Source organism: Clostridium beijerinckii, assembly GCF_036699995.1.
GTDB lineage: Bacteria > Bacillota > Clostridia > Clostridiales > Clostridiaceae > Clostridium > Clostridium helianthi.
The window spans coordinates 1779610-1804508 of sequence record NZ_CP144906.1 but is presented as its reverse complement, the minus strand read 5'-3'; the positions used below and the strand labels follow the sequence as shown (position 1 = coordinate 1804508).

Sequence of the window (24899 nt, the reverse complement as noted above, 5' to 3'; positions counted from 1 at the left end):
TAACCAATTGTAAATTAAAACAAGATAATTAAAAGTCTTATCTATATAAATTAACCCTATATAATAATATAAACTTAAATAAAGACTCTTATACTTTCATTCGTATAAGAGTCTTTTATAATTAATTAATTAATTCTATTCTTTATCATTTTTTTCTTCTTTTGGTAATATTCCTATGCCAAGTTCAGTTAATTGCTTTTCATCAACTATATTTGGTGCTTCACTTAGGTAGCAGTATGCATTTTGGTTTTTAGGGAATGCAATAACATCTTTGATATTTTCTGTTCCTGCTAAGAACATAATCATTCTATCAAGACCAAATGCTAAACCGCCATGTGGTGGTGGTCCAAATTTAAATGCTTGTAATAAGTATCCAAATCTTTCATTGACTACTTCATCTGTTAGTCCAAGTGCTCTAAACATTCTTTCTTGAAGAGCTGTATCATGAATTCTTATAGAACCTCCACCTAGTTCTTCACCATTTAATACTAAGTCATAAGCCTTAGAACGTACATTTCCTGGATCTGATTCGATAAAATCTAAATCCTCATCCATTGGTGCAGTAAATGGATGGTGACAAGCTTTATATCTTTCTTCTTCTTCACTATATTCAAATAGTGGGAATTCAGTAATCCATGTGAAATTAAATTCATTCTTATCCTTAATCAAATCAAATTGCTTAGCAAGTTCTAATCTTAACGCGCCTAAACTTTGGAATACCACTGAATTTTTATCTGCTACTATAAGTATAGCATCTCCAGTTTCAGCACTCATAGTTTTTACTATAGAATTTGTTACATCATCAGTTAAGAACTTAGCTATTGATGATTTAACTCCATCTTCTTTAAGTTGAATCCAAGCAAGACCTTTAGCTTTATAAGTCTTAACAAACTCCCCTAATTTATCTAAAGGCTTTCTTCCAAGGTCTGCTCCACCTTTTAAACATAAAGCTCTAACAGATCCACCAGCTTCTATTGCTGATTTAAATACAACAAAATCTAAATCCTTAACATCTTCTGTTATATTAGTTATTTCCATCCCAAATCTTAAATCTGGTTTATCTGAACCGTATTTTTCCATAGCATCTTTAAATGTCATTCTCTTAATTGGAAGCTGCACATCAACCCCTGCTACTTTTTTAAATACGTGAGCAATTAAACCTTCATTTACTGCCATTATGTCTTCTTGTTCTACAAAACTTAATTCCATATCTACTTGAGTAAATTCTGGTTGTCTGTTTGCTCTTAAATCTTCATCTCTAAAACATTTAGCTATTTGATAATATCTGTCAAATCCAGATACCATTAATAATTGCTTAAATATTTGTGGTGATTGTGGGAGTGCATAAAACATTCCAGGATAATTTCTTGAAGGTACTAAGTAATCTCTAGCTCCTTCTGGAGAACTCTTTGATAAAATAGGAGTTTCTACATCTAAGAAGTTATTTTCTTCTAAATAATCACGTATAGCTTTTGTAGTTTTACTTCTAATTTCAAATATTTTGTGCATATCAGGTCTTCTTAAATCTAAATATCTATATTTTAACCTAATATTTTCAGCTGCATCCAAATCTTCTTTTATATATATTGGTGGAGTTTCTGATTCTGAAAGTATCTTTATAGATTCACATTTTAATTCAACAAAACCAGTTGGCATATTTTCATTAATGCTTTCTCTTTTAACAACTTCCCCTGTTACTGCTACGCAATATTCAGATCTTACTCCTTTTGCCTTTTCAAAAGCTTCTGCATTAATTTCCTCACCAAATACAACTTGCATTATACCTGTTTTATCTCTTAAATCAATAAATTCAAGTGCTCCAAGCTTTCTGTTTCTTTGAACCCATCCCATTAATGTTATTTTTTTACCTACATGTTCTTCTCTAGGTTCACCGCACATCATTGTACGTTTTAATCCATTTAAAGATTCACCCATTACTAAAATCCTCCCTTAGTTTAACTTATTCTTATTTAACTATTTTAGCTATTTCCATCAAGTCTTCTAATGAAACTTCAAAAATTTCACCATCACTCATTCTTTTCAAATTAACTTTTTTATTTGTTAATTCATCTTCACCTAAAATAGTAGTAAATGCTGCTCCTAATTTGTTTGCATACTTCATTTCAGCTTTCACGCTTCTACCCATGTGATTTATCTCACACTTCACACCTAAAGCCCTTAAATCACTAGCCAGCTTAAAAGCATACTTACTTTCTGCTTCTCCTCTAGCACCAATATATAAATCAAATAAATTTTCTTTAGGTATTTCTATATTTTCTTTTTCTAAAGTCATAATTAATCTTTCAACACCCATACCAAATCCAACTGCTGGCATATCTGGTCCACCAAGTTCTTCTATAAGCTTATCATACCTTCCTCCTCCACATACAGTAAAATCAGAAGTTAAAATTTCAAATATAGTTTTTGTGTAATAGTCTAATCCCCTTACGATGCCTGGATCTATTGTATATGGAAGTCCTAAGATATCTAAATATTCTTTAACTTTATTAAAATGTGTACTACACTCTTCACAAACATAATCCAATATTATCGGCGCATTTTTAGTAATTTCATGACATTTCTTCTCTTTGCAATCCAATATTCTCATAGGATTTTTTTCAAATCTATCTTTACAAGTATCGCAAAGACCATCATAATTATCAGCTAAAAATTTCTTAAGCGCTTCATTATATTTAGTTCTACAACTTGGGCAGCCTAAATTATTTATATTTAAACTTAAACTTTTTAAGCCTAATTCTTTTAATGTATCCATAGCAACTGCTATAACTTCCGCATCCATCGAAGCTGCATTTGAACCAAACACTTCTAATCCGCATTGATGAAATTGTCTAAGCCTTCCTTTTTGGACATTTTCATATCTAAACGCTGGTGTAATATAGTATAATTTTGTTGGCTGAGCTTCGTTAAATAACCTGTTTTCCACAAACGCCCTTACTGCTGATGCAGTTCCTTCTGGTTTCAATGTTATACTTCTATTTCCCTTGTCATTGAAAGTATACATTTCTTTCTGAACTATATCTGTTGTATCTCCAACACTTCTTAAAAATAACTCTGTGTGTTCGAACATCGGAGTTCTAATTTCTCTAATTCCATATGTTTTAGCAACCTTTCTAAAGGCACTTTCTATATAATGCCACTTATAGGCATCTTCAGGCAACATATCCTTGGTACCTTTTGGTGCTTGCATTTCAATCGCCATTGATCTTTTCCTCCTATTTGACTAAACAAATTTACAATATTCTAATTTATTACATTTAATTATGTATACAATGTATCAAGCAACGCTTTCTTTTTCTCGATCATTTCATCAATTCTAGATACATATTCATGAAGATCTTTTAAATTTGGAAATCTCTCAAGTCTATCTTCCTCTAAAAATATCACTTTACTTACAGCTGCTGCTCCCAGTGCAATTACTGTTTGTTTTTCCTCAATCATTTGAATATTGTATATACATTCTTTGCCTTCTTTAGCATAACCTAAATTCTCCATATTTCCAACCATATTTTTTTGCCTATACATATAATATGGTGAAATACCTAAATTTTCTGCCAGATTCCTACTTTCTTCATACATTTTTATAATTTCATCTTGAGACGTAATTTGTATTCCTTTTTTTAAAATAAATTCTTCATACATTCTAGACCCTCTTTTAAGCGCTAGGCCATGAACTGTAATGCTATCAGGTCTTAGTTTTATTAACTCATTCTTAGTATGAATAACATCCTCATGAGTCTCACCTGGAAGTCCTATTATTATATCCATATTAATATCATCAAATCCAAGTTCTCTTGCCATTTTAAATTTTTCTTTTATATCTGCTGAAGAATGAGTTCTCCCAATTAAATTTAAAGTTTTATCATTCATTGTTTGGGGATTAATACTTATTCTGTCTACTCCATACTCTTTCATTGTCTGAAGTTTATTTCTAGTCAGCGTATCTGGTCTTCCGCATTCAACTGTAAACTCTTTTATATTATCATCCTTAATAAAACAATTATAAATTTCTTTCATAATTATATTAAACTCTTCATCACTTACTGATGTTGGAGTACCGCCACCAAAATATACTGATTCGATATTAAGTTTTCTTTCCTTCACATATGAACTCATACCTTTTATCTCTTTAATAAGTGCCTCTATATATGGCGTTACCATCTTTTTATAAACACCTATAGGATTCGAAGTGAATGAGCAATATAAACATTTTGTTGGACAAAATGCCATGCCTATATATATAGCTATAGTATTTTTATCCTTATTAACTATTTTCTTCTCAGCTTTTGCCACATCTATACAAAGTCTAGCTTTATCCTCATGAGCCAAGTATTTTTCTTTAAATATTTCTATCACTTCATCTTCAGTATTGCCTTCTTCAAGCAATTTTAATGCTATTTTAGATGGTCTGATTCCAATTAATATTCCCCAAGGATAAATGTCATGAGTTACATTTCTCAAGCACAGAAAAAGAAATCTTCTAAGAGAATTTTTAATATCTTCTCCTAAAGATTCTTCTACATAATAATTATTATATTCAAACCTTAAGGTTTTTTCATCAATATAAACCATATAATCTGCATCTTCTGCACTCACAAATTTAATTTCTCTCATTGAGTAATATACATTAAATAATTGGTATACTTCGTATCTAAATTTAAAATCATTTAAACTAACTTTAACTTCCATCGTTTCTCCCCTTAAAAATGTGCAAATTAATGCACATTTTTATTTTTATAAGAATGGATTATTCCTTTTTTCATACCCTATTGTAGATGCTGGACCGTGTCCAGGATAAACTTTAACACTATCTCCCAAAGGCAATAACTTTTCCTTTATATTTTTTATAAGCTGTGCTCCATTCCCTCCTGGAAAATCACTTCTTCCAATAGATCCTTGGAAAAGAGTATCTCCTGTAAACAGTTCATCATTTACTAGGAAGCATATACCACCTGCTGTATGCCCAGCTGTCTCTATAACTTTTATTATATTATTACCTAAAGATACTGTATCTCCTTCTTTTAAATATTTTGAAGCTTTTGGCAGTGATCCAAATACAAACTCGTCATTTTTCATATATTGTTCTTCATTTTCATTTATATAAAAAGGAATATTGAGTTTATTCATTAATTCAATAACTCCTCCCACATGATCCATATGTCCATGTGTCAAAAGAATAAATTTAGGCTTTCCATCCAACTTACTAATCTCTTTTTCTATCAAATTCGGTTGCCCACCTGGATCTATAATTGCAAGTTCCTTGGTGCCTTCATCCATTATCAAATAACAATTTTCTTCATACATTCCCGCTATTAATGTTTTTATAATCAATCTGAATTCCTCCTAAAAATTTCTCTTACTATCTAATAATATGGTAACAGGCCCATCATTATTAATTTTAACCTTCATGTCTGCTCCAAATTCTCCACATTCAACTTTTAAGTTTGATGTCTTAAGAAGATCTAAGAATTCTTCATATAGCTTTTTAGCCTCTTCTCCACCTTGTGCGTCCATAAAATTGGGCCTTCTTCCTTTTCTACAATCACCATACAATGTAAACTGAGATATCACAAGTATCTCACCTTTAATATCCAATAGTGACAAATTCATTTTATCATTTTCATCATGAAACACTCTCAAATTGATAATCTTATCTTTTATATATTTTAGGTCTTCAAAAGTATCATCCTTAGATATTCCTATTAATACATTAAAGCCTACACCTATTTCACCAATTATATCTCCATCAACACAAACGCTAGATGAGCTCACTCTTTGTACAACTGCTCTCATGTTATCTCACCTTTCTGATATATAAGATTCTAACTATTTACTCTATATACATCTGTTACACCTTTTAATCTCTTAAGTCTCTTCATTAAATCCTTTAGACTATCGACAGATGTAATTTTTATTTTTACGTTAATTAGCGCCGATCCTTGCTTTGCTAAATTCGCATTTACAGCACTTAACTGTAGTTTAAGCTCTGTTATAACACTCATTATATCTGCTAACAATCCATCTCTATCATCCGCTACGACCTGAATTTCCGCAAAATAAGATGTACCTTGTGCTGACCCCCAATTAACTTCTACTACTCTATCTTTGTCTGTATCTATAAGGTTTTGCAAATTACTGCAATCACTCCTATGGACTGATACTCCTCTACCTTTAGTTATATATCCTAAAATTTCATCTCCAGGAACTGGGCTACAACACTTAGCAAACCTGACCATAAGATTACTTTCACCTTTTACTGTTATTCCATATCCATTAGGTTCTGGTTTTCTTGCTGTTTTTGCAATTTGTTCCTCGATATTCTTATTTAAAATTTCCTTATTTTCTTTTTCCTTGTTTACCTTATCTACACCTATCCCATTGTCTTCCTTCAATCTTGCAATAAGAGTAGATACAGAGAATCCTCCTATACCAATTAAAGCATATAAATCATCCATAGAATGAATATTATATCGCTTAACTAATTTTTCATAAAAATCCCCTTTAGCAACGTCAGCATAGTTAACACACTGTTTCTTTAATTCCTTTTCAAGAAGTTCCTTGCCCTTTAGCATATTTTCTTCTCTTTTAGCCTTTTTAAACCAAAGCTTTATTTTGCTCTTAGATTGATTACTTTTTGCAATGTTTAACCAATCCATATTAGGTCCCTTAGCATTAGGCGAAGTTAAAATCTCTACAATTTCTCCTGTCTTGAGAGTATAATCTAAAGGAACTATTTTACCATTAACCTTAGCACCTACGCACTTATTTCCTACATCAGTATGTATTCTATATGCAAAATCTATAGGCGTAGCATTGCTGCATAAATTTATTACAACACCTTTTGGAGTAAATACAAATACTTCATCTGAAAACAGATCTATCTTAAAGCCTTCAATAAACTCCTCAGCATCTGATGTTTCTTTCTGCCATTCCAACATATCTCTAAGCCATACTAGCTTCTTTTCAAAATCTTTTTGCTTATCTTGCTCTCCTTTGGCGTTATCTCCCTCTTTGTATTTCCAGTGAGCTGCAATTCCATATTCTGCTGTTTTATGCATTTCAAAAGTTCTAATTTGAATTTCAAAAGTTTTGCCTTGTGGTCCAATTACAGTAGTATGCAATGATTGATACATGTTTGGTTTAGGCATTGCTATATAATCTTTAAACCTTCCTGGAATTGGCCTGTAGATAGTGTGCACTATTCCAAGGACACCATAACAATCCTTAACAGAATGCACCAAAACTCTAATAGCCGTTAAATCAAAAATTTGCTCTATGCTTTTATTCTTACTAACCATCTTTTTGTAGATACTATAAAAATGCTTTGGTCTTCCATCAATATCCGATTCAATTCCAGAATTTCCAAGTTTTTGTTTTAAATCATTTACTATGTCGTTTATGTAAGTTTCTCTTTCTACTCTCTTTTCGGCAATACTATCTACTAATTCATAATATTCTTTTTCATGTAAATATCTAAAACATAAATCCTCTAATTCCCATTTGATTTTAGACATCCCCAGCCTATGCGCTAAAGGCGCGTAAATATCCAATGTCTCTTTTGCTTTATTTTTTTGCTTTTTTGCTGGCATAAATTTGAGAGTTCTCATATTATGTAATCTATCTGCCAATTTAATAATTATTACTCTTATATCCTTTGCCATAGCAAGCAACATTTTTCTCACATTATCAGCTTGTTGCTCTTCTTTAGTTTTATATTCCATTTCTCCAAGCTTAGTAAGCTTCGTAACACCTTCTACGAGGTTAGCGATTTCTGCATTAAAAAGGCTGACTGTTTCATCATAAGAAAATTCCGTATCTTCAATTACATCATGCAATAATCCAGCTACAATAGTATTAGTATCCATACCTAACTCAGCTAGAATTTCAGCTACTGCTATCGGATGAATAATATACGGTTCACCCGATTCCCTTTTTTGGTCCTTATGAGCTTTTTCAGCAAAATCATATGCTTTCTTTACCATTTCAACATCAACATTATTACAATTCTTATCAATCTTTTCCAGTAATTTATCAATCATAAGGATTACGCTCCTTCTATATTAATTCATTTGAAGTAAGTATCTAAAACAAAATAACAGATCAGAAATTACAGTATAATTTTTAGGCAGATAATTTAGTAAATACTGATTCTTAGTGTTAGTCGATTTATCAGCATAAAATACAATCAAATTAATAAAGTATCCTGAATTCCGCTCCGCTTTTTTGAATATACCTAAATTCAAAGGCTGGTTTAATAACCAGCCTAACTTTTTAATAATTATATATTATTTTAGAATTATTTTCAACAATACATTTAAAAGAAATGGAATCCTTACCAATTATAATGCCCAGAAACAACTCTTAAAATATCTAAAATCACAACTTAGATGTCATATTTAACTAATGATAGTACATCATATCCTTCTAATTTATCTTTTCCTTTTAATTCTGTTAGTTCTATTACAAAATCAAGTGAAGCAACTATTCCACCTGCTTGTTCTATTAATTTAGCAACACCTTCTACAGTACCCCCTGTTGCTAATAAGTCATCTACAACAGCAACTCTTTGACCTGGTTTGATTGCATCTTTATGAAGTTGAAGCTGATCTTCTCCATATTCCAATCCATAATTAACTGATATAGTTTCTCCTGGTAATTTTCCTGGCTTTCTTACTGGAATAAATCCTACTCCTAAAGCATATGCCACAGGAACTCCAAAAATAAATCCTCTTGCTTCAGGCCCAACAATTAAATCAATTTTTTTATCCTCTAGATGTTTAACTATTCTATTAATAGTTTCCCTTAAAGCTTCTCCATCAGCAATTAATGTTGTTATGTCCTTAAAACTAATCCCTTCTTTAGGAAAATTTTCGATTACCCTTATTTTTTCTTTTAAATCCATTTTAACTCCTCCATAGCATTTAATTTAACATATCATTTATGATTTAATATTAAACAACTAATAATTAATAAACATTGCTTTACTATTTGATTAACTTTCCATATACCTTATGGAATTATTTGTTTTAAGTCTATATAAATATTTAACAATTTGATCAGCTCTATCTTTATCATTTGTAGTTAAGAGCTCTAAAACAATTCTAGCATTATCCATAACCCCTACCGCGCCTATAGGTGGAATTATAAATTCTATTATATTATTTATACCATCATTATTAAACTCTTCCAAACTGTTAAATTCTATTATTGATCTTAATCCATTATTATTAGTATTCATCAGGAACTTATTTCCTTCTTTAATTAGTACTCCATTTTCTCCTTTTGATGGTACCTTTGCCCACTGAATACCTATAAGTATTAAATCTAAATATTTATTTATACTTTTCATATTATAATATATAGCAATAGCTTGCATAAGCTTAAAAGTAAGTCCACTTGTCGATAAGTTCTTATATCTGTATTGGCAACCCTTTTGGTTAGGATTTATGTAAATATAGTCATTAACAAGGTCACTTTCTTCATTTTCAAGAATAATTAAATCAATACCTAGTTTTTTGCATAGCTCAACTTCTTCTTTAGATTTTAATCCAACACCTAAAGTTATTAATAGTTCAGCACCTAAAAAATCTACGTTATTTTTTATATCTACCGAATTTATTCTAGCATCAGTTTCTTGCCTATCGTATATTAAATATTCTACATCAGCATTCAAATATCTTAAAACAAGAATTAACGATGAAACTGCACAAATCCCATCGACATTATATGTACCATAAACAACTATTTTTTGCCTATTATTTACCGCCAAAGCTAATCTCTCTATTGCTTTGTTCATACCCTTAAGTATAAATGGGTTATATCCGCTAATATAATTTGGACAATATATACTTTCCCAGAATTTACGCATGGTTTATTCCTCCATAAAATTAGAAAACACCTTTATTATAAATGATTATAATAAATTTTACAATTATTTTGTTAACAAATGAAAAAACCCCCATTGTGCTGGAGGTTTTTTTCATTTCCAGTAATTAAGCTTTTTGTAATTTTTTCTTTTGGCTTCTAACTCTATCTTTTAAGTATACCCAAATTGGTGATGCTATACATATCGATGAATATGCTCCACTTATGATACCTACAATTAAAGGAATCGTAAATGCTTGAACAGATGGTACTAAAAAGTTCATCGCTATTATAGTAACAACTGTTGCCGAAGAAGTATATAATGATCTTGCTATAGTTTCAGTCAAACTCACATCTGCTACTTCAATTGATTTAGCCCTTCTCATTATCTTTGTATTTTCTCTAATTCTATCAAAAATAACTATCGTATCACACATAGAATATCCTACTATAGTTAATATCGCTGCTATAAAAGGTGTATTTACTGGAATATAAAATATTGAATAAACAGAAATAGTTACTAATATATCATGAATTGTAGCTGCTATAGCCGCTACTCCAAATTTGAATTCAAATCTAATAGCTATATATACTAACATTACTGCAAAAGCCGCAAGTAATGCATATATAGAATTTTGAGTTAACTCTCTACCTACTGATGATCCTATTTCATTCTGTGAAACTAGTACTTTATCATCCAGTTTATATTTAGATTCTAAATCTGAGACAATTGATCCTAACTTATCACTATCAAGATCTGCTGATTTTATTTCATATTGATTATTATTAACTGTATTCGTTGAAGCATCTGGTGCATAACTTCGAATGATTGTATCAACCTCTTCTTTATTTATACTTTCATCTAGTTGAAGTACTATTTCAGAACCACCTTTAAAATCTATACCAAAGTTTAGTCCTCTAACACATAAGAATCCCATTCCGATTATAATAATTATTAGGGATATTGAAAACCATAATTTTGTCTTTTCCATTATTCTAAGCATGTTTTTCATCCCCCTTTTTCAAAGTAACACCAAAATGTGATGGTTTATTTATAATTCCACTTTCAACAGCTAAATTAACAAGTACTTTGGTTACTACTAGACCTGTAAATAAACTTATAACTATACCTATCATAAGTGTAATTGCAAAACCTTTTACCGCTCCAGATCCTATAAAATATAGAATTAGTGATGCAAGTAAAGTTGTCATGTTAGAATCTACTATTGAAGATAATGCATGCTCTGATCCTTTTTTCACTGCCGCCTTAACAGTATAACCTTTCTTTAACTCCTCTTTAGTTCTTTCAAACGTTAGTATATTAGCATCAACAGCCACACCAATTGTAAGTAAGAATGCTGCTATACCAGGAAGAGTCAATGTAACACCTACTTCTATAAAAGCAAAAAGTGTAAGTGTTATATACAAAGTCAAAGCAATATTAGCCATTAATCCTTGAATTCTATAATGGAATAGCATGAATAAAAATACTAATCCAACTCCTATAATTCCTGCCTTAACAGAGTTTGGAAATGCTGTAGCTCCTAGTTCCGCTCCAACATTGCTAACTGAAACTTCTTTAACTGGAAGTGGAAGTGCACCTGCATTAATCATTCCAGCTAATTCTTTATTCTTTTGTAATGTATCATGTGTTTCAATACTTGCTTTTCCACCTGAAATTTGCGAATTTACTCGCGCAGTTGATATTTCTTCGTCATCAAGGTAGATTGAAATATTTTGCCCAATATATTTTCCTGTTGCATCTGCAAACTTTTGTGCACCTTCATCATTTAATTCTAAACCAACTTCATATCCACCATTTTGTTGATTCATTTGTGCAGTTGCTTTTTTTACATCTGAACCTGTTAAAATTTCAGTTCCATCTGGCCCTTTAAAACTCAAATTACCAGACTTAACCAAACTATCTACTATTTCCTTAGAATTAGTTAATCCCGGTACATCTACTCTTATTCTCTTTGGACCTTCTGTTGCTACAATTGTTTCTGCAACACCAAGTTTATTTACTCTTAAAGATAAATGTTCCTTAGCACTTTGTAATTCTTCTGCAGTTACATCATCTTTTTGAATTTCCATAAGAACAGAAACTCCGCCTTGTAAATCTAGTCCTCTAGTTATTACTTTATCAAATGATTTAAATTCCCATCCTCCTAGAACAAATCCTTTAAATCCTGCAAAAGCTAACAGTCCAATTACAGCAATAATTAATATCAACAATGCTGAACTTTTGCTTTTTCTTTTCATCTTAATCCCCCTCTGCATATTATGTCTTTCATTAGGTTAGTATTTACTATATATTCCTTACTGAAAATTTTGGATTACAATTTCATTAACAGTTTCCTTTATTATGTAAAATACTTTAATATTTAAAATTAAGAAATTAAAGTCTTTAAGCTGAATTTTAAAGAACTTATTACTTCTTAATTTTAAATATTATTACATTCTTATGTTGCACATTGTTCATTATAGCACACTATAATTTCTTAATAAAGTTTTTTATTAATGTATGATATAACAATAAAATACTGTTTAACCTTCATTTAAATAAAAATGATTTCACATATGTATAACTTCTTTTAATCTTTGTAACGTTAGTCATTAAAAAGCTGAAGTATCTTATAAATTTATCCCTAGCATCCCAGCAAGAGTACCTACAACTAGTGCTATAATCAATTTAATGAAGTCAAAAAGCTTAAATGCTAATTCTCCATTAAAGCTACTAGATAGTATAAACAATACTAAATAATATGATAGTGCTACTCCAAAGCCTACAAGCCATCCCTTTGATTCATTTTTCTTTGCTCCTATCATTGCTCCTAAACTTAAACTGCATAAAGATATTATTACATATATCATGTTAAAAATACCTTTACTAAATACTAGTTTAGTCATCAATAAAGATAGAATTGTGACTCCTATGAAGCTTAAAATCAAAGTTCCAATAGTACCTTTTACTACTGATCTAAAATATTTACTATTTTCCATCAAAAACACCCCCCAACACTTCATTTTATGAAATATTAAAGGGCATTATGATTAATCCATCTTTATTTTATGAGATATTCCACTCTTCTCTAATTTAATCCTAGTTTTTGCAGGACCACTTTCAATTGTAACTGATTTTTCATCTATATGTGTAATCTTACCTATGATTCCACCTCTTGTCACAATTTCATCATTTACTTTTAATTCATCAATCATACCTTGATATTTCTTTTTTCTCTTCTTTTCAGGTAATATAAGAAGGAAAAAAAATATCACAAATACAAGTAAATAAGGCACTACGCTCGTAAGTAACGCTAACATATTATCCATACTCTTCCTCCAATGTGTTTATTATATTTTTTTCTATTCATGATATGTAGTTTACATTTTATTTACTTTAATGTCAATATAAACCTACTTTTGTTACTCATGTTCATTTAGAAATTGTGTAAAGATCTACATCCTATCCAAATTCATAAATAATCATTTTCAATTATCTGCCTTCCCATTGTGCTAATTTTTCTTCCTTAAATTGCTTGAAATAACCGCCTTCAATTGCATCTCTTATATCTTTCATTAGCTTATTATAAAAATACAAGTTATGTAAAACACATAATCTCATCGCAAGCATTTCCTTTGCTTTAAATAAATGTCTTATATATGCTCTTGTATAATTCTTGCACGTTGGACATTCGCAACCTTCATCAATAGGTCTATCATCAAGTTCATATTTAGCATTCATAAGATTAAGCTTGCCTTCACTACAAAATACATTTCCGTGTCTCCCATTTCTGGCTGGAAGTACGCAATCAAAGAAATCCACACCTCTGTCGACTGCTTCCAATATATTGCTAGGTGTACCTACTCCCATTAAATATATAGGTTTATCTTCTGGCAAATGTGGCACAACTGCATCTATCACTCTATACATTTCTTCATGAGTTTCTCCAACAGCAAGCCCACCTATGGCATATCCATCTAGATCCATCTTAGTTATTTCTTCAGCGTGCTTTATTCTTATATCTTCATAAACTCCACCCTGATTTATTCCAAATAGCATTTGTTCCTTATTTATTGTATCTGGCATAGAATTTAATCTATCCATTTCAATTTTACATCTTTCAAGCCATCTTGTAGTTCTTTCTACTGATCTTTCCACGTATTCTCTAGGTGCTGGATTTTCAATACATTCATCAAAAGCCATTGCTATTGTAGATGCCAAATTACTTTGAATTTGCATTGATTCTTCTGGTCCCATAAATATTTTCTTTCCGTCTATATGTGAATTAAAATACACGCCTTCCTCTTTTATTTTCCTCATCTTAGCTAACGAAAATACTTGAAATCCACCTGAATCTGTGAGAATTGGCCTATCCCAATTCATAAATTTATGTAATCCTCCAAGTTTTTTAACTACTTTATCACTTGGTCTTAAGTGAAGATGATATGTATTAGAAAGTTCAACCTGGCATCCTATCTCCTTTAAATCCATGCTAGAAACTGCACCTTTTATAGCTGCTAATGTTCCAACATTCATGAATACTGGAGTTTGTATAGTTCCATGAGGAGTTTCAAACTGCCCTCTCCTTGCTTTTCCATCCTTTTTTAATAAAGTATACCTTTTACTCACAAGCGTTCACCTCTTAATTATATTTTTACGAAACTCAGCTACCTTTGTTTACTGAGCAACTCTGAGATTCTTTAAAGAAACTAACTTCCATTTAGTTGTTAGCTGAATTATAAAATCAATATCTATTTTCTAATTCATCCCATTTTATATTGAAACACTTGACTATGTCACCTCATCAATGTAATCAAAACTTTTATTTAATAAACATAGCATCTCCAAATGAGAAAAATCTATATTTTTCATTTACTGCTTCTTCATATGCATTCATAACATTTTCTCTTCCTGCTAAAGTTGAAACAAGCATTATCAAAGTAGATTCTGGTAAATGGAAGTTTGTAATTAACTTATCCACTACTTTAAATTTATATCCAGGATAAATAAATATATTAGTCCATCCACTTTGTTCCTTAACAAATCCATTTTCATCGCCAATAGTTTCTAATGTCCTTGTTGAAGTTGTTCCAACAGATATAACCGCATTTCCTCTTTTTTTAGTTTCGTTTATTATATCTGCACTTTCTTTTGAAAGCATATAAAACTCTGAATGCATTTCATGCTCCTCTAGAGATTCAACTTTTACAGGTCTAAAAGTTCCAAGTCCAACATGTAATGTTAAATATACTATGTTAATTCCTTTATTCTTTATTTCTTGCAGCAACTCTTTTGTAAAATGTAATCCCGCAGTAGGTGCTGCAGCAGAACCATTTTCTTTAGAATACACTGTTTGATACCTTTCCCTATCTTCTAATCTCTCATGAATATATGGTGGCAAAGGCATCTCCCCAAGCGAATCTAGAACTTCCTCGAATATTCCATCATAGAAAAATTCAACTATTCTATTTCCATTTTCCTTCACTTCAACTACTTCTGCTTTTAACTTACCTTCTCCAAATGTAAATTTTCTACCAACCTTTGCGGATTTACCTGGCTTTGCTAGACACTCCCATTTATCCTTTTCAATTCTTTTAAGTAGAAGGAACTCAATTTTTCCGCCCGTACCTTCCTTTTCTCCAATCAATCTTGCTGGCATTACTCTCGTATTATTTAATACTAAAGTATCTCCTTCATTTAAGTATTCTATAATATCATGAAATCTCTTATGCTTAATTTCACCAGTTTTCTTATCTAAAACCATAAGTCTTGATGAATCTCTTTGTTCCAACGGATGTTGAGCTATCAACTCTTCTGGTAAGTAAAAATCAAAATCTTTTACGTTCATTTATTTATCTTCTCCTAACTAACAGCTTATTCTTATTATTGACACTTCTAACGAAGTTAAACTTTTGAGAAACTATATCAGTTGTTCAGAACTCAATTTTAAAGTGCTTATTAATAAATCACTACTTAATCTCTATTTATCAAAAAAGCTACCTTGTACTTTCCCATTATTACTTTTGTTTTTTGAAGTATTTACTCTTCCAAGATGTTCATAGGCCTTATCACTAGCTATTCTTCCTCTTGGTGTTCTTATTATAAAGCCTTTTTGAAGCAAGTATGGTTCATATACGTCTTCTATAGTTCCCAATTCCTCACCTATAAAATAGGAAAGTGTTTCAATTCCAACAGGTCCCCCGTTAAAATTATCAATAATAGCTTCAAGTATTTTATTATCAACTTTATCAAATCCCTGATTATCAACTTCCAATAATTCTAAAGCCTCTCTAGCCTCTTTTAATGATACTAGCTTATTAGATTTTACTTCTGAATAATCCCTAACTCTTTTTAATAGCCTATTGGCAATTCTAGGTGTTCCTCTAGATCTCTTAGCAATTTCCAAAGCTCCTTCTTCAGTAATTGTACACCCAAAAACTAAAGCGCTTCTACTTACTATCTCTTTAAGTTCTTCATCTGTATAATATTCCATGGCACAAAGCACACCAAATCTATCTCTAAGTGGAGATGTAAGCATTCCAATCCTTGTTGTTGCTCCAATTAGTGTAAATTTGGGAAGATCAATTCTTATAGATTTCGCTGTAGCACCTTTTCCTATAACTATATCTAAAGCATAATCCTCCATAGCAGGATATAATATTTCCTCAACATTTCTATTTAACCTATGTATTTCATCTATAAATAAAACATCATAATCTTTTAGTGTTGTTAATATCGCTGCTAAATCTCCTGCTCTTTCTATTGCTGGTCCAGAAGTAATTTTTAAATCCCCACCCATTTCTTTTGCTATAATATTAGCTAAAGTAGTTTTTCCAAGTCCAGGTGGTCCATATAAAAGTGTATGATCTAATGCTTCTTTTCTATTTTTTGCAGCTTTAATAAAAATATCTAATCGCTCTTTTACTTTATCTTGTCCTATATATTCATTTATTTTTTGAGGTCTTAAACTAAGTTCAGAATTAAAGTCTTCTTGCATCTCAGATGGATTAACTATTCTTTCCAAAAAACCTCCCCCTTTTCTTATGAGTCATATATGTATAATTTTTTGCTACTTATGTCTTAGAAGTTTTATCCCATTAACGCCTTTAATGCATTTTTAATGATATTTTCTACACTGTCATTCTTATCTATCTTTTTAAGTACTGATTCTGCTTCCTTCTCGCTATACCCTAGCGCAATTAACGCGCTTAAAGCTTCTGATAATGCCATAACATTCTCATTATCCTTAGTATGAATTTCCACACTACTATCCAATAATTCATCTGGCTTTAGTTTATCTTTGATCTCTAAAATAATTCTAGCTGCTGTTTTTTTCCCTATTCCCACACCTCTACAGATGTGTTTCTCATCGCCAATCATTATTGCATATTTTAAATTATTAACTCTGCTTATAGATAATAAAGATAATGCTGCTTTTGGTCCAACTCCACTTACTGTTAAAAGAAGCTTAAACATCTCTAGCTCTTCCTTTGAATCAAATCCATATAATCCAATAAAATCTTCCCTTACTATTTGCTCAAGGTAAAGCATAATCTCCTCTCCATTCTTTGGCATAGAGGACATTGTAGCACCTGATGTAAATATCTTGTAGCCTATACCGCTATTCTCTACTATTACATAATCTTTATTTATTCCAATATATTTACCTTTTATATATTCGTACATCTATTTCACACCAACTTTTCTATATCTATAACTATATTTAAAATTTAGCTAAAAAACTAATTTCTACATTATTAAAACCTAACTTATACTTTATCATTTTCAGCCAAATCTTTCAACAATGTATTTTTTAATTAATAAAAGGCATGTAAGTATTAAATTACTAACATGCCTTTTATCAATTAAAATTTACCTATCAGAATTTCCATTATGATAAAAATTCTGACAAGCTTTCTTCTGCATCGTCTTTTGAATTATATTCAAGCTCAAAATTCTTAATTTTGTCTTTATCTATCTCACTTAATTTATCTACTTTTTTGCTATTAGTATACACATCTTCGCTGTTTTCAATTGATAAAGTTCCATTATCATCAGTTTTATATATAGCTAAAAAGCCATCTTTTTCTCCAATATAATATTTATTAGGTTTTACAGCTTTAGAAGCATCTCTTTTATAAGTCATTTCTCCATTAGATTCTACTTCTAAAACATATCCCTTATCTTTTAATGCCTTTGATAATTCCGTTTCTGTTAAATTCTTATCTATATTTAACTCTTTCTTTAACTCTGACAATGTTAATTCTTTTTCTTTCTTTTCACCTGCATATAAATAAATTTTTATATTATCATTTAATTTATTATTTATTTCACTTGATGATACAGGATTATTTTTAGCATTTTTGTTACTTATATACTTTTCCGAAAAATAATATGTTATAGAAAATATAAGTGCTAATGCTAATGTCATACCTATGAATAATTTCTTTTTATTTACCATAATAATCACTCCTTATCAAGGAGTATAGCCATTATTTCTATATTTATACAAAAATATTCTTCCAAATGTATAAATTAAGAATCTTTATAAAGGATTTACTATTTAGGAGCGATTATCTATCAACTTTTTCTAAAAGCATGTTTTATGGCACTTATTAGTATAATCCATGTTATTTTGAAACAATTCCTATAATGTATAATAGCATTTATTATCAACACGAATATTATTAATTCAATATAATATAATAGTACTGTTAATATTGGCTTTGCATTCATCCACTTCATATCTAAAAACATTGAAGTTAAAAATGATAATCCGAATATAACTGCACTAAGAATTATAAGTCCTTTTATCATTCCCTTAAAATCTTCATGACTTGGTGCTATTCCACTTATTAGCACTAAAAATAAAAATATAGTTATTATACCTTCTTTACTCAATATTATTCTCGGATCTAGTATCCTAGATATATCAGCAACTTTATCTTTTAATACGAATTTACTCTCTATAAATATGAATAATGGTATATTTATTATGACAGGTGCTATAGCTATAAGAAATTCCTTAATGCTAATTAAAAATGGCATACTGCTTCCAACCCTTGACCTTATAAATCCTGGTCTGTTTCCTTTTGGCAAAAGTTGTACTTGTTCTATTTTAGCAAGGCATAAAATTGCAACCAATAAATGTGCAAGTTCATGAGCTGGTGTACTTAACGCATATATAAATTTAGCCACTCCTGCATTTATACTACTCAGTGCTCCTTGAAAAACCGATTGTATAAATCTTAATACATAGTAATACGAAAAATATATCAATAAAAAAATACCCACTGACTTAATTGCTGTTTCCATTTTAACAACGCCCCCACTATCTTACTCTATTTATAAAGCCACATTTCTTACATAATTCTTCTACTGCCTTTCTTCCGGAAAAACCATTATATATGTCTTTAGCTCTTTTTGAACTTAAAATTTCTTCTAATGTATTATCAAAGATATTACCAAGTGCTATGCTGCCATCACTATCTAAACAACAAGGCACTACTGTTCCATCTACTAATATTCCCACTTGATCTCTAAGTCCATAGCAGAAGACTCTTTCTCCTAACTCCTCAACTTGCAATGATGGCCACTTAAATTTCTCTCCCATACTAAGATATACATTATTTTTTAATTTAAAACTATTTTTTTCCTTCAAACTTTCTCTCAAACTGGATTTTATATCAAAACTTTGTTCAAGAAATTCAAAAATATCAATATTCATGCTATTACTAGCAGTATACTTTGTATCTAAATTCCACAACCTTAACGCAGTAATTATATTAGTTTTTTCACTGGCTTCTTTAACAAATTCAATTATATTATCTATATATTTACTAAAGTCAACCTGTCCCTCATTCGCTTCAAAGCTATGAAGGGAAATATTAACTTGCCTTAAAGCATTTGAACTAAGTAATACATCCTTAACTTCACTTATTAAAGTTCCATTAGTAGTTATATTAACCTTTAATGAATTTTCATTACTTATATCCAAAAAACTCTTTATATTTTCATTTAAAAATGGTTCTCCCATTAGATGAAAATATACATAATCAGTATGTGATTTCACACTATTTACGATATGTTGAAAACTTTTCTTATCCATAAACTTAAGTTCCCTATTTGTTTTAGGACAAAAATTACAACTTAAATTACACACATTTGTTATCTCTATATAAATCTTTTTAAATTTCTTCATTTAATTATTACTCCAATCAATACATTTAGATAAAAATAAAGTATATTTTATTTCTCAAACTAGTATATATTTTAATCCCCACCTTTGCAAGAAAATCACTACTTTCTTAAAATTATTTTACAATAAAAATTCCACCTAAATCTAATATAAAATTTAGATGGATATATGAATCAACTTATATTAAACATTTTAATTATAATAATCAATTATTATCTTTATAAAAGACAAAGAGCAAGTGAATCTTACTAACTTCACTTGCTCTTTCTTAGTTACTGATTTTAACGTTGTCCGCCAACTGGGTACGACCGTCTGTCGTACATTGCTTCCGGGATTTTTCCGTTGCCCGTCACCAACTGTGTATCTCTTGAGATATACTCTTCTGCCGGATTGAAGTGTCAGTACACTAAGATAAATTAAACCTTTATCTTGATTTAATTATATCTCATTTTATTATTAATTGCAATAGTTTTTTGAATTTTCTGAATAATTGTATTTTTTATAATAAAATCCATATACTAGATTTAATGCAATATATTTTCTTTTACGTTTAATTACTAAATGTAATTTTATATAATTATTCTTTTAACTTTTAAAGTATTCATCTATCCAAATATATAAATGAAAGTTAATTTATAACTACTTTAGTTCCCCTAGGTATATTGTCATAAATCCACTTAGCATTTTCTTTGGCTAACCTTATGCACCCATCTGATAGCTTCATACCTAACCTTCCATCCCTAACTGATCCATTCAAATTATAGATTATCGAATGAAATAAATAATTTCCTTTAAACTGTGTATAATACCAACACTTGTATCCCTTATTTACGCCAAAATACAGTCCCTTTATTCCAACTTTATAAGTTCCTTTAGGTGTGGGTGTTGAGGCTTTTCCCAAAGTGCACAAATAACTATGAATTAGGTTCCACTTATTTGTACTTCCTTTAAAAATATTCACTTTAAAGCTTCCAGTATCCACCCAAATCAAGTAGTTGGTTTCACTAGAATAATTCTTAGAGTTTACATAATCTGCAGAGCTAATACGGTCACCCGACACATCTGCTCTAATGCCATTTTTTTTAATCCTAATGCCTCTTAATACTTTAGATAAAATTTTTTTCATAATTAAAATCCTAATTTAGTAATACATATTAATATATGTATTATGCATTAATTTTGATTTCTATTATTCTAAATGCTCCACTCTATATCCAATTTCTTTATTTGCTAGTCGATAACCTTCCTTAATCATTTCAACCTCGCTAATTTCATTACCAAGTAAGCTATCTATAGTAATCTGATTCCTATTGCTGAAGTATTTACTTAAAAGTTTCTCTTCTATTTTTTCTTGAGACGCCAAAGTATAGTCATCCAAAATGTGCTTAACATTAAATCCGTTTTCCCTTAATGATCTTCCAACTAATATACTCCTATGACACCTTATAGGATCCTGCATAGCTCCAAGAAGTGCAATATTATAACCTTTCTGACATCCTGTTTTTAATCTCTCAATTCCTATTAAAAAATCTTCTTCTATAATTACCTTTTCAAAATCAGAATATCCTTCCTTATTATAAGACTTTTTATCTTGCCTTTGAGCCGCAAGTTCTTTAGCCATATATATGTATATAAATCCTTCTTTTTTTAAAGTTTCAGCTATTGTTTCCTTATTATATTGAACATTATATTTCGAATACGGAGTTCCTCTTATATCTACAACAGTATCAATATTATAAGTCTTTAGCATGTCTATTAATTTCTCTACAGGATAGTTAGAATGTCCTATTGTGTATATGTCCATTTACTTGAACTCCTCTCTTTATATTATATTATTTTTTCTTTTTCTGTAATTATACCTTGCTCTTTCCGTAAAATTCTCTTAGTATAACCCTTACTTGTATCTTCTCCACAGCTCTTTTAATTTTTTGATATTTTAAATCCTAGCTATAAAAATATAGTAACATAAAATCTAATTAGAAAATAAGAACATGTCTATAATAATACATTTTAAAATATACGTTCTAATAAAAAATATACATCTACCTGTAATTAATAAAACTTATACTATATCTTCATTGTGGTAATAATCACTAAATGGAGGTGTTTTAATGATTACTTTTATAAGAAACTATTCTCTTAAAAATATAAAAATAAAATTTTTAGCTCTATATATTCTGAATGTAACAGACATAATATTTACTATTTTACTCTTAAATACTGGTTTTTACGTAGAAGCAAATATTTTCATGTTAGAAGTAGTAAAAAGTCCAACTATAAGTTTTTTATTAAAAATATTAGCTCCTGCAGTTCTTCTCGTATTCATATATTTTAGAATGAAAGATGCAACGAATAAACAACTAAAGTACTGTAACTACTTTATTAATGGAATCATCATATTCTACGGTCTAATAAACACATTTCATATTATCTGGTTTGCATTATTACCTATGTTTATTTTCATATTTTGATTTGCTAACTCTTTTGAAAATCAGTATCTAATTTTTTAAATATAAATTTATTATATTAATTAATATGTTCAAGTTTCTATCCTAACCCATTTATCTTCGCGCTTTTCTGTTATTATTAAAAGCTAATTTTTCGTAAATGCCCCATATTAAGTTTATTAAAAATATAATTAATAACTAGTAATATTTTCAATTAATTGAACAACAAGAAAAAGATATATTCTTTATTTTTAAAAATGAATTTTTCCTAGAGACAAAATTCATTTTTTATGTTATAATTCAAAATGTTGCTAAGTTATCATAATAATTTGCAACTCGAAATGATAATAGTGTCATATTTAATATTATTTTTATTCAAATTTTAAACTAAGGAAGGAGAATTTACTATGAAGAAAATTAAATTTGGTCTAGCATTACAAATTCTTGCAGGACTTATACTTGGAATTATAGTAGGTGGATTTTTTTATGGAAATCCAGCTGTTGAGGCATATTTAAAGCCTATTGGAGATATTTTTATTCGTCTAATCAAAATGATTGTAGTTCCAATCGTCTTTTCATCTCTTATAGTTGGTATTGCTGGAGCAGGAGATATTAAGCAGGTTGGAAGACTTGGAGGAAAAACTCTTCTTTATTTTGAAGTAGTAACAACTATTGCTATTGTATTAGGACTTTTAATAGCTAATGTATTTCATCCAGGTACAGGAATAAATATGCAAGAGCTTGCTAAATCTAGCATCGATGCTTATGTAAGCACTGCAGAAAATGTATCGCATCATAGCTTTGCTGATACATTTATAAATATTGTTCCCACTAATATTTTTGATTCACTTACAAGGGGAGATATGCTTTCAGTCATTTTCTTTTCTGTTATGTTCGGTCTAGGAGTTGCTGCAATTGGTGAAAAAGGGAAACCTGTTATACAGTTTGCTCAAGGAACGGCTGATGCAATGTTTTGGGTAACAAATCAAATAATGAAGACAGCTCCTTTTGGAGTATTTGCTTTAATTGGTGTGACAGTTTCTAAGTTTGGACTTTCATCTTTAATTCCACTTGGAAAACTAATAGTTACAACTTATGGTTCAATGATTTTATTTATACTACTAATATTTGGACTAATTGCAAAATTAGTTGGGACAAGTATCTTTTCAATCATAAGAATTTTAAAAGACGAACTTATACTTGCTTATAGCACAGCAAGCTCAGAAACAGTTTTACCTAAAATCATGGAGAAAATGGAGAAATTCGGATGTCCTAAAGCTATTGCAACCTTTGTAGTACCAACAGGTTATTCTTTTAATCTAGATGGTTCTACTCTTTACCAAGCTATTGCTGCAATATTTATTGCACAATTATATGGTATTAATTTATCAATACCAGCTCAAATTAATTTAATGCTTGTATTGATGCTTACTTCAAAAGGTATAGCAGGTGTGCCAGGAGTATCTTTTGTAGTTTTACTAGCCACTCTTGGTTCTGTTGGAATTCCAGCCGAAGGCCTAGCTTTTATAGCTGGAATAGATCGTATACTTGACATGGCTAGAACTGTTGTGAATGTATTAGGTAATTCTCTAGCAGTTGTTGTTGTATCAAAATGGGAAGGAAAGTATAATTCTATAAAGGGTAAAGAATATGTAGAATCCATAAAAAAAGCGGCTTAATTCTACAACAAAAAGGTGACTGTTCATTTAGAAATTATTTTCTAAATGAACAATCACCTTTTTATTTCTATATCCTATTATTCTAGATCAATTGTTATATTTATTTATACTTATCTTAATATATAATTATATTAGATAAGTTCTTTTTCTATTATCTACAACTTATCTATAATCTTTTTCTGTATATATCTAATTACATCGCCTCTACTAATAACCCCAACTACTCTTCTATCTTTATCTATAACAGGTATCTTTTTAAAGTTATGTTTTGAGAAAATAGACAAAACCTTTTCCATAGTATCTTCTGGAAGAACACAGCAAATATCTTTACATTTTGCAATAGTCATGATATTAGTATCCTTTATCAGTCCAATCTCTTCTTCTAATTCTTCCCTTTTAAGATAAAATACATATGAAATAAAATCATACATTTTTCCTTCCTTAGGATTTATGCTTCTTATTATATCCCCATCACTTACAATACCCGAAAGTATTCCCTTGTTATCTACTATTGGTACTCCGCCTATTTTATTTGTGACTAATATCTTCATTACATCTTTAATAGTATTTTCTTTACTTGCGGAAATTACATCAGTAATCATAAAATCCTTTACTTTCATTATTCTATCCCCTTTACTCAATTTAATTTATAAGTATTTTCTTATTTATCTATTAAATTCATTAGTAAA

Annotated in this window: 24 protein-coding genes; 2 read left to right on the top strand and 22 right to left on the bottom strand. The window is 29.8% G+C overall.

What is annotated here, in order from left to right:
- Positions 1–135: 135 nt before the first annotated feature.
- The 21 genes from aspS to PZA12_RS08320 all read right to left on the bottom strand — a co-directional run bounded on the left by aspS (position 136) and on the right by PZA12_RS08320 (position 21888).
- Positions 136–1935 carry an aspartate--tRNA ligase gene (aspS, locus tag PZA12_RS08420; protein ID WP_103698463.1) on the bottom strand — a complete coding sequence of 600 codons (1800 nt, stop codon included), beginning with the start codon at positions 1933–1935 and terminating at the stop codon, positions 136–138.
- A gap of 31 nt (positions 1936–1966) precedes the next feature.
- Positions 1967–3220, bottom strand: a complete 1254-nt coding sequence (gene hisS / locus PZA12_RS08415; RefSeq protein ID WP_103698462.1) for a histidine--tRNA ligase — start codon at positions 3218–3220, stop codon at positions 1967–1969.
- 59 nt (positions 3221–3279) lie between these two features.
- The gene (locus tag PZA12_RS08410; RefSeq protein ID WP_103698461.1) at positions 3280–4707 is read right to left on the bottom strand and encodes a coproporphyrinogen III oxidase; all 1428 of its coding nucleotides are present in this window, start codon (positions 4705–4707) and stop codon (positions 3280–3282) included.
- Between the two features lie 45 nt (positions 4708–4752).
- Positions 4753–5349, bottom strand: a complete 597-nt coding sequence (locus tag PZA12_RS08405; RefSeq protein WP_077837483.1) for an MBL fold metallo-hydrolase — start codon at positions 5347–5349, stop codon at positions 4753–4755.
- A gap of 12 nt (positions 5350–5361) precedes the next feature.
- Entirely contained in the window at positions 5362–5811 is a 450-nt protein-coding gene (gene dtd, locus PZA12_RS08400; protein WP_026886402.1) for a D-aminoacyl-tRNA deacylase, read from the bottom strand.
- A 29-nt stretch (positions 5812–5840) separates the two neighbouring features.
- A complete protein-coding gene (locus tag PZA12_RS08395) occupies positions 5841–8057 on the bottom strand; it encodes a RelA/SpoT family protein (RefSeq protein WP_011968868.1) in 2217 nt (738 codons plus the stop codon).
- 344 nt (positions 8058–8401) lie between these two features.
- Complete coding sequence (locus PZA12_RS08390) at positions 8402–8920, bottom strand: adenine phosphoribosyltransferase (protein WP_077837482.1); 519 nt, start codon at positions 8918–8920, stop codon at positions 8402–8404.
- Positions 8921–9010: 90 nt separating this feature from the next.
- Positions 9011–9886: a DHH family phosphoesterase gene (locus PZA12_RS08385; protein WP_077837481.1), complete on the bottom strand. Its 876-nt coding sequence runs from the start codon at positions 9884–9886 to the stop codon at positions 9011–9013.
- A gap of 124 nt (positions 9887–10010) precedes the next feature.
- On the bottom strand, positions 10011–10886 hold the full coding sequence (gene secF, locus PZA12_RS08380) for a protein translocase subunit SecF (RefSeq protein ID WP_077837480.1): 876 nt from the start codon (positions 10884–10886) through the stop codon (positions 10011–10013).
- The gene (gene secD, locus PZA12_RS08375; protein ID WP_078115176.1) at positions 10879–12144 is read right to left on the bottom strand and encodes a protein translocase subunit SecD; all 1266 of its coding nucleotides are present in this window, start codon (positions 12142–12144) and stop codon (positions 10879–10881) included. Before secD ends, secF begins: the two co-directional genes overlap by 8 nt.
- A gap of 372 nt (positions 12145–12516) precedes the next feature.
- Complete coding sequence (locus PZA12_RS08370) at positions 12517–12885, bottom strand: TIGR04086 family membrane protein (protein ID WP_011968863.1); 369 nt, start codon at positions 12883–12885, stop codon at positions 12517–12519.
- 51 nt (positions 12886–12936) lie between these two features.
- Entirely contained in the window at positions 12937–13215 is a 279-nt protein-coding gene (gene yajC, locus PZA12_RS08365) for a preprotein translocase subunit YajC (protein ID WP_017208831.1), read from the bottom strand.
- 163 nt (positions 13216–13378) lie between these two features.
- On the bottom strand, positions 13379–14515 hold the full coding sequence (gene tgt / locus PZA12_RS08360; RefSeq protein ID WP_077841713.1) for a tRNA guanosine(34) transglycosylase Tgt: 1137 nt from the start codon (positions 14513–14515) through the stop codon (positions 13379–13381).
- A 193-nt stretch (positions 14516–14708) separates the two neighbouring features.
- The gene (queA, locus tag PZA12_RS08355; RefSeq protein WP_077841714.1) at positions 14709–15734 is read right to left on the bottom strand and encodes a tRNA preQ1(34) S-adenosylmethionine ribosyltransferase-isomerase QueA; all 1026 of its coding nucleotides are present in this window, start codon (positions 15732–15734) and stop codon (positions 14709–14711) included.
- Between the two features lie 132 nt (positions 15735–15866).
- Positions 15867–16910 (bottom strand): Holliday junction branch migration DNA helicase RuvB, encoded by a 1044-nt coding sequence (gene ruvB / locus PZA12_RS08350; RefSeq protein ID WP_077841715.1) that lies wholly within the window; start codon positions 16908–16910, stop codon positions 15867–15869.
- Positions 16911–16975: 65 nt separating this feature from the next.
- The gene (ruvA, locus tag PZA12_RS08345; protein ID WP_078115175.1) at positions 16976–17572 is read right to left on the bottom strand and encodes a Holliday junction branch migration protein RuvA; all 597 of its coding nucleotides are present in this window, start codon (positions 17570–17572) and stop codon (positions 16976–16978) included.
- A gap of 205 nt (positions 17573–17777) precedes the next feature.
- Positions 17778–18347, bottom strand: coding sequence for a hypothetical protein (locus tag PZA12_RS08340; protein ID WP_077841717.1), 570 nt, complete (start codon positions 18345–18347; stop codon positions 17778–17780).
- 119 nt (positions 18348–18466) lie between these two features.
- Positions 18467–19201, bottom strand: coding sequence for a hypothetical protein (locus PZA12_RS08335; protein WP_078115174.1), 735 nt, complete (start codon positions 19199–19201; stop codon positions 18467–18469).
- A gap of 16 nt (positions 19202–19217) precedes the next feature.
- A complete protein-coding gene (locus tag PZA12_RS08330; RefSeq protein WP_077841719.1) occupies positions 19218–20087 on the bottom strand; it encodes a radical SAM/SPASM domain-containing protein in 870 nt (289 codons plus the stop codon).
- Between the two features lie 625 nt (positions 20088–20712).
- Positions 20713–21210, bottom strand: coding sequence for a L,D-transpeptidase (locus tag PZA12_RS08325; protein ID WP_078115173.1), 498 nt, complete (start codon positions 21208–21210; stop codon positions 20713–20715).
- 63 nt (positions 21211–21273) lie between these two features.
- On the bottom strand, positions 21274–21888 hold the full coding sequence (locus PZA12_RS08320; protein ID WP_078115172.1) for a DUF488 family protein: 615 nt from the start codon (positions 21886–21888) through the stop codon (positions 21274–21276).
- Between the two features lie 307 nt (positions 21889–22195).
- On the opposite strand from PZA12_RS08320, the gene PZA12_RS08315 reads away from it, so the two are divergent.
- Together PZA12_RS08315 and PZA12_RS08310 are read left to right on the top strand one after the other, a co-directional pair.
- The gene (locus PZA12_RS08315) at positions 22196–22555 is read left to right on the top strand and encodes a DUF5658 family protein (RefSeq protein ID WP_078115171.1); all 360 of its coding nucleotides are present in this window, start codon (positions 22196–22198) and stop codon (positions 22553–22555) included.
- A 383-nt stretch (positions 22556–22938) separates the two neighbouring features.
- Positions 22939–24210, top strand: coding sequence for a cation:dicarboxylate symporter family transporter (locus PZA12_RS08310; RefSeq protein WP_078115170.1), 1272 nt, complete (start codon positions 22939–22941; stop codon positions 24208–24210).
- A gap of 155 nt (positions 24211–24365) precedes the next feature.
- Here the strand turns inward: PZA12_RS08310 and PZA12_RS08305 are convergent, their stop codons facing one another.
- On the bottom strand, positions 24366–24830 hold the full coding sequence (locus tag PZA12_RS08305) for an HPP family protein (RefSeq protein ID WP_078115169.1): 465 nt from the start codon (positions 24828–24830) through the stop codon (positions 24366–24368).
- Positions 24831–24899: the final 69 nt, after the last annotated feature.